The organism is Micromonospora sp. SL1-18 (assembly GCF_047921505.1).
Classification (GTDB): Bacteria; Actinomycetota; Actinomycetes; order Mycobacteriales; family Micromonosporaceae; genus Micromonospora.
This window is the reverse complement of the sequence record NZ_JBLROA010000010.1, coordinates 93,494-105,635: the sequence shown is the minus strand read 5'-3', so window position 1 is coordinate 105,635 and position 12,142 is coordinate 93,494. Positions and strand designations below refer to the sequence as shown.

The window sequence follows — 12,142 nt, the reverse complement described above, 5'->3', positions numbered from 1 at the left end:
CCGTGGCCGTTCCGATGCCGTCCCGCTCAGCAGGCGTACGCCTCCAGGCGGTTGGCCCGCTCCGGGGCGCGCAGCTTCAGCAGCGTCACCTTCTCGATCTGCCGGATGCGCTCCCGGGACAGGCCGAACTCGCGGCCCACCTCGTCGAGGGTGCGCTGCCGGCCGTCGTCCAGGCCGAACCGGAGCCGGATCACCGCCTGCTCCCGCTGGGACAGGGTGGCCAGCACGATGCGTACCTCGTTGCGCAGCTCGCCGTTGGCGGCGGCGTCGCCCGGCTCCTCGCGCGGGTCCACCGCGGCGACGAAGTCACCGAGCGCGCTCTCCCCGTCGTCACCGACCGCCTGGTCCAGGCTCACCGGCTCCCGGTCGTACGAGATCAGCTCGATGACCTGGTAGTCGGGGATTTCCAGCGCCTTGGCCACCTCGGCCACGGTCGGCTCCCGGCCCAGCGCGACGGACAGCTCCCGGCGGACCCGGACCATCCGGTTGACCTGCTCGACCATGTGCACCGGGATGCGGATGGTGCGGGCCTGGTCGGCCATGGCTCGGGTGATGGCCTGGCGGATCCACCAGGTGGCGTAGGTGGAGAACTTGTAGCCCTTGGTGTAGTCGAACTTCTCGACCGCGCGGATCAGGCCGAGGTTGCCCTCCTGGATCAGGTCGAGGAAGGCCATCCCGCGACCGGTGTAGCGCTTGGCGATGCTCACCACCAGCCGCAGGTTGGCCTCCAGCAGGTGGTTCTTGGCAGCGTGGCCCTCGGCCACGATCAGCTCCAGGTCGGCGCGCAGCTCGGCGGAGACCGGGGTGCAGGTGGAGAGCTTCTCCTCGGCGAACAGGCCGGCCTCGATCCGCTTGCTCAGCTCGACCTCCTGTTCGGCGGTGAGCAGCTTGGTGCGGCCAATGCCGTTCAGGTACGCCCGGACCAGGTCGGTGGAGACGCCGCGCTCGTCGGTGGCGTCCAGGTCGGTCAGGGCAGCGTCCTGGTCGGTCGGGTTATCGGTGCCGAGCTCGGTGTCGATGGTGGCAGCCGGGCGGGTCTGGTGCTCGATCATCTGCAGGGCCATGTCAGTGTCTCCCCGTGTCCTTGGTGCCGCTTACCGGTCCCGGTGGCGTGCCGCAGCGGTGCCGGTGAGAACAGCTTGGCGGTCGGGGCGTGAAACGGGAGTGAGGCGATCGGGGAACCGACAGCAATCCGTGCGGAATCTCCGGTATCGCGTGCCGGACCCGGTTACCGTGCCAGCGGCGGCCAGCCGGGTTCGCCCAGCTCAGGCGATCGGAGGACGTGGTGGCCTTCAAGCGGCTCAGGCAGGCGATGGGGGTGGACGGTCCGTCCGTGGAGACGGTGCTCGTCAACCCCGACTGCCGCCCCGGTGGCCACCTGGAGGGCCGCGTCCAGGTGGTCGGTGGGGACCACCCGGTGGAGCTCACCCACGTCGCGCTCGGCCTGGTCACCAGGGTCGAGGTGGAGAGCGGCGACTCGGCGTACGACACCACGCAGGAGTTCGGCCGTCGGCGGGTGACGGGCACGTTCCGGCTGGACCCGGGGCAGCGGTACGACGCGCCGTTCCGGTTCGAGCTGCCGTGGGAGACCCCGCTGACCGACCTGTACGGCCAGCCCCTGCGCGGCATGACGATCGGGCTGCGTACCGAGCTGGAGGTGGCCCGGGCGGTCGACCAGGGCGACCTGGATCCGGTGGCGGTGCACCCGCTGCCCGCCCAGGAGCGGCTGCTGGAGGCGCTGCTGCGGCTGGGTTTCCGGTTCGCCCGGGCCGACGTCGAACGCGGGCACCTCTACGGCGTGCACCAGACGCTGCCGTTCTATCAGGAGATCGAGTTCCTTCCAGCACCGCGGTACGCCGGCGTGATCAACCAGCTGGCGGTCATCTTCGTGACCGGCCCGCACCGGATGCAGGTGGTGCTGGAGGTTGACAAGCGGGGTGGCCGGTTCTCGGCGGGCGAGGCCTTCGGCCGCTTCACCGTCGACCACGCGACGGTGGACCGTACCGACTGGCCCGCCCAGCTCGACGCCTGGCTCCGCCAGTCCCTCCACCGCCGCGGCCTCTTCTCCTGACCGGGGGCATCAGAGGTCGAGGAGGAGGGTGCGGGGGCCCACGTTGACGCTCTCGACCAGCATGTGGGTGCGGAAGCGGCCGGTCTCGACCATCGCGCCGCGGGCGCGCAGTTCGTCGACCACCGCGGTGACCAGGGGTTCGGCCTGCTCGGCGGGGGCCGCGGCGGTCCAGCTCGGGCGCCGACCCTTGCGGGCGTCGCCGTAGAGGGTGAACTGGCTGACCACCAGGATCGGCGCCCCGGTGTCGGCGGCGCTCTTCTCGTCGTCCAGGATGCGCAGCTCGTGGATCTTGCGGGCCATGGTGGCCGCGACCTGCGGGGTGTCGGCGTGGGCCACCCCGAGCAGCACCAGCAGACCGTTTCCGATCTCGCCGACCACCTCACCGTCGACGGTCACGCTGGCCCGGCTGACCGTCTGCACCACCGCCCGCATCAGTCCGCCACCGGTTCGACGATGCCCCGCTCGACCAGGTGCGCCACGATCGGGCCGGCCGCCTCGGCCAGCTCGTCCGGGGTGACGTCGTGCGCGGCGGCGAGCAGGGCGAGCTGGTCGCGCAGCGGCAGCCGGCCGTCCGCGCCGCCGACCAGGGCGAGCACCAGCGGGTCGATCTCCTCCGTCCAGCGCAGCCCGCGCGGCATGGCGAGGACCTGCCGGTCCACCGCCCAGCCCTCGTCGCCCATGGTCGCCTCCTGCCGCAGTTGGAGGCCCTCGGCGGCCCGGTAACGCGCGGCGAGCAGCCCGTCGGTGTCACGGGACCGCAGCCAGTCCTGCCGGTCGAACCACGCGGCGATCCGGTCGCCCATCGGCGGCTCCACCCGCTGGCGCAGGTCCTCGACTCGGACGACCGGCTGGTCGTGGCCGGACCGGCGCAGCGAGACGATGCCGAAGCCGATCGCCTCCACCTTGTGCGCGTCGAACCAGTCCAGCCAGGCAGCCATCCGCTGCGGGTCGGCCGCCTCGCCGACGTCGGTCAGCCACAGGTTGACGTACGCCATCGGGTCGGCCACCTCGCGCTGGATCACCCAGGCGTCCAGCCCGGTGCCGGCGAACCAGCCGGCCACCCGTTCGTCCCACTCCTCGCCGGTGACGTGCACCCAGTTGGCCAGGTACTGCATCGTGCCGCCCTCGGTGAGCAGGTGCGGGGCGGCGGCGGCCAGCTCGGCGCCGATCGCGTCGCCGACCCGGCCCGAGTCCCGGTAGACGTGCGTGGTGGTGCCGGGGCCGACCACGAACGGCGGGTTGCTGACCACCAGGTCGAAGCGGCGCCCGGCGACCGGGGCCACCATGTCGCCGCGGAGCAGCTCCCAGTCCTGCCCGTTGAGCGCGGCGGTGGTGGCCGCGAAGCGCAGCGCCCGCTCCGAGACGTCAGTCGCGGTCACCCGCCGGGCGTGGGTGGACAGGTGCAGGGCCTGTACGCCGGAGCCGGTGCCCAGGTCCAGCGCGGTCTCCACCGGGCGGCGGACGGTGGCGCCGATCAGCGTCTGGGTGGCCCCACCGATGCCGAGCACGTGCTCGGCGTGCAGCGGCTTCCCGGGCCGGGCGCTGGCCGGCACGTCGGCGAGCACCCACCACTCGTCGCCGTACGGCTCGAGGTCGACCCCGGCGCGCAGCCCGTCGCCGTACCGTTCGACGATCCCGCCGGCGACGGCCTCCTCGACCGTCAGCGGGGCGAGCGCAATGGCCACCGCCGTCTCCGGCTCGGTCTGGTCGCAGATGAAGACCCGGATCAGCGTGGCGAGCGGGTCGCGTTCCTCGGTGGCCCGCAGCGCGGCGCGGAAGTCGTTGCGGGCCACCCCGCCGGTGGCCTGCGAACCGAGCCGGTCGGCGATGCCGTTGGCGGTGAAGCGCGCCTTGGCCAGCGCGGCCCGCAGGGCGTCGACGCCGGCGGGGGAGAGCAGCATGTCTTGACGATCCACGTCGCCATCCTGCCTTCCCGGGGCCGGCGATCGGCCGACACCCACGACTTCCATACCGTGACCTTCATCCACCCGTCGCGATCCCTTTCATCATCTTCGATCTCTGGTTACCATCTCCCCCAACATTCGCCGATGGGTGCCCCGGGCGGCCACGAGCCCGGGCGTACCCGGTAGGGAGCCAGAGAATGTCCGACGTGTCCGTGAACCGGCGCGCGCTGCGCGCGCTCGCCATCGCGGCAACCGCCGCGGCCCTGTCCGCCGCCGCCTCCACCCCCGCCCTCGCCGCCCCCACCGGCGACATCCGCTACGCCTCCTCTCCCGACGCCATCAGCGGCAGCTACCTCGTGGTACTCAAGAGCGACGCCGTGGGTTCCGCCAACAGCCTCGCGGCCCGCACGGCGGTCCCGGGGCGCGCCGCCGGCCTCGCCAAGCGCTACGGCGGCGCGGTCGGCACGGCCTGGAGCGCCGCGCTGACCGGCTACAGCGCGAAGATGAGCGAGGGGCAGGCCCGCCGGCTCGCCGCCGACCCGGCCGTCGCGTACGTCGAGCAGGACCGGGTGGTGACCACCCAGGCCACCCAGACCGGCGCGACGTGGGGGCTGGACCGGATCGACCAGCGCAACCTGCCGCTGAACGGCAGCTACACCTACCCGAACACGGCCAGCAACGTGCGGGCGTACATCATCGACACCGGCATCCGGATCACGCACAGCGACTTCGGTGGCCGGGCGAGCTGGGGCACCAACACCGTGGACAGCAACAACACCGACTGCAACGGCCACGGCACGCACGTCGCCGGCACGGTCGGCGGCGCGAAGTACGGCGTGGCCAAGGGCGTACGCCTGATCGCGGTCAAGGTGCTCAACTGCGCCGGCAGCGGCACCACCACCGGGGTCGTCTCCGGCGTCAACTGGGTCACCGCGAACGCGGTCAAGCCGGCCGTGGCCAACATGAGCCTCGGCGGCGGCGCCAGCACCACCCTCGACAACGCGGTGGCCAAATCGATCAGCTCCGGGGTCACGTACGCCATCGCGGGCGGCAACGACAACGCGAACGCCTGCAACTACTCCCCGGCCCGGGTCGCCTCCGCGATCACCGTCGGCGCCACCACCAGCACCGACGCCCGTGCCTCGTACTCCAACTACGGCACCTGCCTGGACATCTTCGCGCCCGGCTCGTCGATCACCTCGGACTGGAGCACCGGCGACACCGCCACGAACACGATCAGCGGCACCTCGATGGCCACGCCGCACGTGACCGGCGCGGCGGCGCTCGTGCTCGGCACCTACCCGTCCTACACCCCGTCGCAGGTGGCCAGCTACCTCACCACCAACGCCACCACCGGCAAGGTGACCAGCCCCGGCACCGGCTCGCCGAACCGGCTGCTCTTCGTCGTCAACTGACGACCCGCCCCGTACGCGGCCCGGTGGATCCGTCCACCGGGCCGCGTCGCGTCGTGCGGGGAGTCGGCGTGGCGGGCGACAGCCCGACCGGCAGGATGGGGACATGACGCTCTCCCTGCCCATCGACCCCGAGGCCAACGCGCTGCTGGCCCGCAGCCCGCTGGCGCTGCTGCTCGGCATGGTGCTCGACCAGCAGGTGCCGATGGAGAAGGCCTTCTCCTCGCCGTACGTCCTCACCCAGCGGCTCGGCCACGAGCCGGACGCCCGGGAACTGGCCGGGTACGCCCCGGAAGGCCTGGTCGAGCTCTTCGCCCAGCCACCGGCCCTGCACCGGTTCCCCAAGGCCATGGCGGCCCGGGTCCAGGAGGTGTGCCGGGTCCTGGCCGAGCGGTACGACGGCGACCCGGCCGGGCTCTGGTCCGATGTCACGGACGGGCGCGAGCTGCTACGCCGGGTCGGTGAGCTGCCCGGCTTCGGCAAGCAGAAGGCGCAGATCTTCGTCGCCCTGCTCGGCAAGCGGTTCGGCATCACCCCGGACGGCTGGCGGGAGGCCGCCGGCGGGTACGGCGACGCCGAGGCGTACCGCTCGGTCGCGGACGTCACCGACCTCGAGTCGCTGCGCCGGGTCCGGGAGTACAAGCAGCGGATGAAGGCGGAGGCGAAGGCCGCGAAGGGCTGACGCCGCGAAGGCCTGACCGCCGCCCCGGGCGCGCTCAGGCGGCGGTGGGCCTGGCCGGTCTGCGGCCGCGATGGGTCTGCGGCCGGCGGCGCTCAGGCGGCGGTGGGGCGGGACAGCGCGGCCAGCGCCCGGCGCACGTCGGCGAGGGAGACCGTCGCCGAGTCGTCCAGTTCGGCCAACCCGGCCTCGATCCACTGCCGCATCAGCGTGGTCACCCCGATGCCGCGCGCCTCGGCGGCGGCCCGGACCCGTTCGTACGTCTCCAGCGGCAGGCGTACCGAGCGGCTGACCATCGGCACGTCGGTGTCGGGGGCGGGCAACTCCGCCGGCTGGCTCTCGTCGATCAGGTCGGCGAGCGCGTCGCCGCTGTCGTGGAACCGCTTGGTCGCCTCGTTACGGTGCATCGTGACCGCCTCCTCGTCGGCGTGATCTCCGCACCGCCTCGTCGTAGCGCTTGGCCTCGACGTCGCTCAGTTCGCGGGCGGAGAGGATGTCCCAGTCGTTGTCGGTGCCGTCGGCCTCGGCCAGCAGCACGGCGAGGCGTCGTCCCCGGTGGTCGGTCGCGTAGACCACCATGACGTCGTCCCCGAGGTGCCGGATGACCCGTCGCGTGCTGTGCAGGGCCTCCCAGACTTCCCCGGGCGTGACGTCGTAGACCCGCAGGTTGGCCAACGCCTCGTCGGTGAAGCTGAACCGGTTGCCCACGGGCGGAGCGTACCACGTGCGTAACACGCGCCAGGTCGCGGCGAATTTAGTCGATCAACGGCTGCGGGTGACAGGATGAGGAGTAATCCCCTCGAGGAGGTCCGTGGTGAAGCATCAGGCGTACCAGCCCATCCTGATCACCGACGCCTCGCGCAGCCAGGACGACCAGCTCAACAGCCGGCAGAAGCGCTACGTGCTGATGATGGGCATCCGAGTCGCGTGCCTGGTGGTCGGTGCGATCCTGGTCGGCGCGAAGGCACCCCTGCTCTGGCTCTGGCTGCCGCTGTGCGGCATCGGGATGGTGTTCATCCCGTGGCTGGCGGTGCTGCTGGCCAACGACCGTCCGCCGAAGGAACAGCATCGCCTCGCCAACAAGCTCCACCGTCGCCCTGAGACCCCGCCGATGGCACTCCCGGCCGAGGAGCACCCCCACAAGGTCATCGACGCCGAACCCTGACCGGTCCGGGTGCCCACGCCCGGACCGGCACGCCGTCAGCGGGTGGGGCGGGCGCCGAAGGAGGAGACCGCCAGGGCGCCGAGGTCGCCGGCGCGGGAGAGGGCCGCGCGGGGGCCGGCGCCGGCCAGCCAGGCGGTGAGCAGGCCGGCGGCGAAGGCGTCCCCGGCGCCGGTGACGTCCACCACGGGTACCCCGTGGGCGGGTGCCGCCTCGACCACCCCGTCACGGTCCACCCAGACCGCGCCGGCCGCGCCCCGCTTGACCACCACCCGCCGGGCCACTGAGGTCAGCGCCCGTCCCTGCGCCGCCGGGTCCAGCCCGCCGGCGAGCACCGTCGCCTCGTCCGTGTTGACCAGCAGCAGGTCGACGTCGCGTACCCAGGCCAGGAAGGCCGCCGCGCCGACCCGCCGCAGCGGTGCCGCGGACGCCGCGTCGACGCTGGTGGTCAGCCCGCGCTCGCGGGCGGCGGCCAGCGCGCGCAGTCCCGCGCCGCGCGACCCGGCGTCCAGCAGGGTGTACGCGGACAGGTGCAGGTGCCCGGCGTCGGGCGCCGCCGCCAGGGCCCGGTCGACGTGCCCCGCGGTCAGCCGCAGGTTCGCCCCGCGCTGGCTGACCATGGTGCGCTCCCCGTCGTGGGCGAGCACGATGACCGTGCCGGTCGGGTAGCCCTCGTGGCGCTCGACCGCGCAGGTCACCCCGACCCGGTCCAGCTCGGCGACCCGGTCGCGGCCCGCCTCGTCGTCCCCGGTCGCGGCCACCAGCGTGACGTCGGCTCCCTGGCCGGCGAGCCAGGCGGCGGTGTTGGCCGCCTGCCCGCCACCGCTGAACCGGATCCCGGCCGTGGTGTCCGAGCCCGTCGCCAGGGGCCCGGAGAGCACCGCGACCACGTCGGTGATCACGTCACCGACGACCACGATGCGGCACGCGCCGCTCATGCCGTCACCTCGCTTCGCTCGGCGCCGCGGCGACCGCGATCCGTGCCGCCAGGTCGGCGTTGCGCAGGATGATCCGGACGTTCACCGCCAGGCTGGCGCCCTCGGTCGCCGAGTGGAAGTGGGCGAGCAGGAACGGGGTGACCGCCTTTCCCGTCACCCCCTCGCGGGCGAGCATGGCCAGCCCTTCGGCGAGGGTACGGTCGTGCAGCGCCGGGTCGAGCTGCTCGTCGGCGGGGAGCGGGTTCGCCACGATCAGCCCGCCGTGGTGCACGCCCTGCTGTTCCCGGGCGAGGAGTACGCCGGCCACCTGCTCCGGTGAGTTTACCGACCAGTCCAGGTCGAAGCCGGCGTCGGCCAGGTAGAAGCCGGGGAAGCGGCGGGTCCGGTAGCCGACCACGCTCACGCCCAGCGTCTCCAGCCGCTCCAGGGTGGCGCCCACGTCGAGGATCGATTTCACCCCGGCGCAGACCACCGCGATCGGCGTCCGGGCCAGGGTGACCAGGTCGGCCGACTCGTCGAAGGTCTGCGCCGCCTCCCGGTGCACCCCGCCGAGGCCGCCCGTGGCGAAGACGCCGATCCCGGCCGCCGCGGCCACCGCGCTGGTGGCGGCCACCGTGGTGGCACCGTCCGCGCCGGTCGCCGCCGCCACCGCGAGATCGCGTACGGAGAGCTTGCTCACGCCGTCGACCGTGGCGAGCCGGGTCAGCTGCGCGTCGTCCAGGCCCACGATCAGCTCGCCGGCGACCATCCCGATGGTGGCCGGAACCGCGCCCGCGTCCCGGACCGCCTGCTCGATCTGCCGGGCGACCAGCAGATTGTCCGGCCGGGGGAGGCCGTGCGAGACGATGGTGCTTTCCAGGGCGACGACGGGACGACGGTCACGCAGGGCGCCGGCCACTTCGGCACCGAAACCGATGTGAAAGTTGGTCACTTCCGTTACGGTACGGGCCACCTACGGGCCGGTCTGCGGTGGACCGGCCCCGGGGGACCTGTAAAACTGGAAAGTTGGAGGTGTAAACGTGAGCACACAGGTTCTTGAGCGTCCCGAGGTGAAGGACGCCGACACCGGTCCCGAGATGTTCCACTACGTCCGTAAGGAAAAGATCGCCGAGAGTGCGGTCATGGGCACGTACGTCGTCGCGCTCTGTGGCGAGACCTTCCCGGTGACCAAGGCCGCCAAGCCGGGTTCGCCGGTCTGCCCGAAGTGCAAGGAGATCTACGACTCCTGGGGCGAGTGACCGCGGGCGGCCCACCGCCCGCCCACGTACCCTTCGCCGGTGACCACCTCCACCGTCCTGCTCGTCGCCGACCTCACCGGTGTCGCGGTCTTCGCCGCCTCCGGCGCCTCCGCGGCGGTGGCCAAACGGCTCGATCTCTTCGGGGTGGCCTTCGTCGGCGTCGTCGCCGCGCTCGGCGGCGGGATCTTCCGCGATCTGGTCATCGACGAGGTCCCGCCGCTGGCCTTCGCCGACTGGCGGTACGCGGTCACCGCGGCGGCGATCGCCGCCGCCGTCTTCTGGCTGCACCCGCAGCTCGCCCGGCTGCGCACCACCGTGCTGGTGCTCGACGCGGCCGGTCTCGGCCTGTTCACCGTCACCGGCACGCTCAAGGCCCTCGACGCCCACGTCCCGCCGGTCGGCGCCTGCATGATCGGCATGCTCACCGCGATCGGCGGCGGCCTGGGCCGGGACCTGCTCACCGGGGAGATCCCGGTGGTGCTGCGCCGGGAGATCTACGCACTCGCCGCGCTCGCCGGATCGATCCTGGTGGCGGTGCTGTCGGCGTACGGACAGGCGCACCCGGTCGGGCTGATCCTCGCGGTCGCCCTCGTCATCGTGCTGCGGCTGGTCTCACTGGGGCGGCGCTGGTCCGCCCCGGTCGCCACCCTGCGCCCGCCCCGCACCGGAACCCGGGGCCCACGGGGCTGAGCCGGCCCCGGTGCGGGCCACGGGTGGGGTGGGCGGATGTGACCAGCGTGGCGTCGAGTGGGGAGAAGCGGCCCCGCTGGTTATGCTGAGTCGGCCTTCGCGGCACGTTCTGCGCGGAGGCGTTTTCATGGGCGGTGGCACCCGTGGCCCTCGGCCGTGGCCCGCCGTCGTGCGGTCGGAGAGGAGCTACGGGTGGCACCCCGGTTGCCGGCGATCGACACGTTCCCGCCTCTGCGTGCCTGGCAACGCAAGGCGATGGTGGACTACCTACGTCGCCGTAGCGAGGACTTCACCGCGGTCGCCACGCCCGGCGCCGGCAAGACCACCTTCGCCCTGCGGATTGCCGCCGAGCTGCTGAACGACGGCACCGTCGAGGCCGTCACCGTGATCGCCCCGACCGAGCACCTGAAGACCCAGTGGGCGCAGTCCGCCGCCCGGGTCGGCATCCAGCTCGACGCCGCCTTCCGCAACGCCGACCTGCACTCGTCCGCCGACTTCCACGGCGCCGTGGTCACGTACGCCCAGGTCGGCATGGCACCGCAGGTGCACCGGCGGCGCACCATGACCCGGCGCACGCTGGTCATCCTGGACGAGATCCACCATGCCGGCGACTCGCGTACCTGGGGCGACGGCATCAAGGCGGCCTTCGAGCCCGCGGTACGCCGGCTGATGCTCACCGGGACGCCGTTCCGCTCCGACGACAACCCGATCCCGTTCGTCAGCTACGAGCGGGGCGGGGACGGGTTACTGCGCTCCCGCGCCGACTCCGTCTACGGATACTCCGACGCCCTGCGCGACGGCGTGGTCCGGCCGGTGCTCTTCCTGGCGTACTCGGGGGAGACCCGGTGGCGCACCAACGCGGGGGAGGAACTGGCGGCGCGGCTGGGCGAGCCGATGACCCAGGACCTGATCGCGCAGGCCTGGCGTACCGCCCTGGACCCGGCCGGCGACTGGATGCCGCAGGTGCTGCGGGCCGCCGACGCCCGGCTGACCGTGCTGCGCGAGGCGGGCATGCCCGACGCCGGCGGCCTGGTCATCGCCACCGACCAGCAGACCGCCCGCTTGTACGCGAAGCTGCTGGAGCAGGTGACCGGAGAGAAGGCGGCGGTGGTGCTCTCCGACGATCAGGGCGCCTCCGCGCGGATCGCGACGTTCGCGGCGTCCGAGCAGCGTTGGCTGGTCGCGGTGCGGATGGTCTCCGAAGGCGTGGACATCCCCCGCCTGGCGGTTGGCGTCTACGCGACCAGCGCCAGCACCCCGCTCTACTTCGCGCAGGCGATCGGCCGGTTCGTCCGGGCCCGACGGTCCGGGGAGACCGCCTCGGTCTTCCTGCCCAGCGTGCCGCACCTGCTCGGGTTGGCCAGCGAGATGGAGGCCGAGCGGGACCACGTGCTCGGCAAGCCGAAGGAGTCCGACGGCTTCGACGACGACCTGCTGGAGCGCGCCCAGCGCGACGACCAGGCCAGCGGCGAGCTGGAGAAGCGGTTCGCCGCGCTCTCCGCGACCGCCGAGCTGGACCAGGTGATCTTCGACGGGGCGTCGTTCGGCACCGCCGCCCAGGCCGGCACCCCCGAGGAGGAGGAATATCTCGGTCTCCCCGGGCTGCTCACCGCCGACCAGGTCGCGATGCTGTTGAGCAAGCGGCAGGCCGATCAGTTGGCCGCGCAGCGGCGCAAGGCCGCCCAGCGAGCCGCCGAACCGGCCGCTGAGGCTCTGGCACCCGCGCCGCTGCCGATGAGTGCCGCCCAGCGGCGGGTGGCGCTCCGGCGCCAGCTGAACGCGCTGGTGGCTGCCCGCCACCACCGCACCGGGCAGCCGCACGGCAAGATCCACGCCGAGCTGCGCCGAATCTGCGGCGGCCCGCCGAGCGCCCAGGCCACCATCGAGCAGCTCGAGGAGCGCATCGCCACCGTCCAGACCCTGACGTAAGGAGGGGCCCCCTATTAACGCCTCGGGTAGCGGAGGGGCCCCCTTTTAACACCTCGTGCGACAGGCCTGCGAGCCAGGAACGGACGCGAAAAGCCGACCGGAGGCACCCTCGGGGGCCT

At 72.8% G+C, this 12,142-nt stretch carries 14 protein-coding genes; 7 read left to right on the top strand and 7 right to left on the bottom strand.

Going from position 1 to position 12,142, the window contains the following annotated elements; translation table 11 throughout:
• Positions 1-26: 26 nt before the first annotated feature.
• Positions 27-1,064 carry an RNA polymerase sigma factor SigB gene (gene sigB / locus ACNAW0_RS06930; RefSeq protein WP_416286881.1) on the bottom strand — a complete coding sequence of 346 codons (1,038 nt, stop codon included), beginning with the start codon at positions 1,062-1,064 and terminating at the stop codon, positions 27-29.
• A 221-nt stretch (positions 1,065-1,285) separates the two neighbouring features.
• On the opposite strand from sigB, the gene ACNAW0_RS06925 reads away from it, so the two are divergent.
• Positions 1,286-2,071 (top strand): sporulation protein, encoded by a 786-nt coding sequence (locus tag ACNAW0_RS06925; RefSeq protein WP_416286880.1) that lies wholly within the window; start codon positions 1,286-1,288, stop codon positions 2,069-2,071.
• A 9-nt stretch (positions 2,072-2,080) separates the two neighbouring features.
• Here ACNAW0_RS06925 and dtd read toward each other — a convergent pair whose 3' ends face one another.
• Entirely contained in the window at positions 2,081-2,503 is a 423-nt protein-coding gene (gene dtd / locus ACNAW0_RS06920; protein WP_416286879.1) for a D-aminoacyl-tRNA deacylase, read from the bottom strand.
• Positions 2,503-3,987: a methyltransferase gene (locus ACNAW0_RS06915; RefSeq protein ID WP_416286878.1), complete on the bottom strand. Its 1,485-nt coding sequence runs from the start codon at positions 3,985-3,987 to the stop codon at positions 2,503-2,505. The genes dtd and ACNAW0_RS06915 overlap by 1 nt, the downstream gene beginning before the upstream one ends.
• Before the next feature lie 185 nt (positions 3,988-4,172).
• Here ACNAW0_RS06915 and ACNAW0_RS06910 point away from each other — a divergent pair, with 185 nt between their 5' ends.
• On the top strand, positions 4,173-5,390 hold the full coding sequence (locus tag ACNAW0_RS06910) for a S8 family serine peptidase (RefSeq protein ID WP_416286877.1): 1,218 nt from the start codon (positions 4,173-4,175) through the stop codon (positions 5,388-5,390).
• Between the two features lie 103 nt (positions 5,391-5,493).
• Positions 5,494-6,069 (top strand): HhH-GPD-type base excision DNA repair protein, encoded by a 576-nt coding sequence (locus tag ACNAW0_RS06905; RefSeq protein ID WP_416286876.1) that lies wholly within the window; start codon positions 5,494-5,496, stop codon positions 6,067-6,069.
• Between the two features lie 92 nt (positions 6,070-6,161).
• Here ACNAW0_RS06905 and ACNAW0_RS06900 read toward each other — a convergent pair whose 3' ends face one another.
• Together ACNAW0_RS06900 and ACNAW0_RS06895 are read right to left on the bottom strand one after the other, a co-directional pair.
• The gene (locus tag ACNAW0_RS06900) at positions 6,162-6,473 is read right to left on the bottom strand and encodes a hypothetical protein (RefSeq protein ID WP_416286875.1); all 312 of its coding nucleotides are present in this window, start codon (positions 6,471-6,473) and stop codon (positions 6,162-6,164) included.
• Positions 6,463-6,774, bottom strand: coding sequence for a hypothetical protein (locus ACNAW0_RS06895; protein ID WP_231934773.1), 312 nt, complete (start codon positions 6,772-6,774; stop codon positions 6,463-6,465). The genes ACNAW0_RS06900 and ACNAW0_RS06895 overlap by 11 nt, the downstream gene beginning before the upstream one ends.
• Before the next feature lie 106 nt (positions 6,775-6,880).
• Between ACNAW0_RS06895 and ACNAW0_RS06890 the strand changes: the two genes are divergently transcribed.
• Positions 6,881-7,231, top strand: a complete 351-nt coding sequence (locus tag ACNAW0_RS06890) for a DUF3099 domain-containing protein (protein WP_416286874.1) — start codon at positions 6,881-6,883, stop codon at positions 7,229-7,231.
• A gap of 35 nt (positions 7,232-7,266) precedes the next feature.
• On the opposite strand, the gene ACNAW0_RS06885 is transcribed toward ACNAW0_RS06890, so the two are convergent.
• Positions 7,267-8,166, bottom strand: a complete 900-nt coding sequence (locus ACNAW0_RS06885; protein ID WP_416286873.1) for a carbohydrate kinase family protein — start codon at positions 8,164-8,166, stop codon at positions 7,267-7,269.
• Between the two features lie 4 nt (positions 8,167-8,170).
• Entirely contained in the window at positions 8,171-9,097 is a 927-nt protein-coding gene (locus ACNAW0_RS06880) for a pseudouridine-5'-phosphate glycosidase (RefSeq protein WP_416286872.1), read from the bottom strand.
• 88 nt (positions 9,098-9,185) lie between these two features.
• Between ACNAW0_RS06880 and ACNAW0_RS06875 the strand changes: the two genes are divergently transcribed.
• The 3 genes from ACNAW0_RS06875 (at position 9,186) to ACNAW0_RS06865 (ending at position 12,023) form a co-directional block, all read left to right on the top strand.
• Positions 9,186-9,404, top strand: a complete 219-nt coding sequence (locus tag ACNAW0_RS06875) for a DUF3039 domain-containing protein (protein WP_416286871.1) — start codon at positions 9,186-9,188, stop codon at positions 9,402-9,404.
• A gap of 39 nt (positions 9,405-9,443) precedes the next feature.
• Complete coding sequence (locus ACNAW0_RS06870) at positions 9,444-10,094, top strand: trimeric intracellular cation channel family protein (RefSeq protein ID WP_416286870.1); 651 nt, start codon at positions 9,444-9,446, stop codon at positions 10,092-10,094.
• Positions 10,095-10,286: 192 nt separating this feature from the next.
• A complete protein-coding gene (locus tag ACNAW0_RS06865) occupies positions 10,287-12,023 on the top strand; it encodes a DEAD/DEAH box helicase (protein WP_416286869.1) in 1,737 nt (578 codons plus the stop codon).
• The last annotated feature ends 119 nt before the right edge of the window (positions 12,024-12,142 follow it).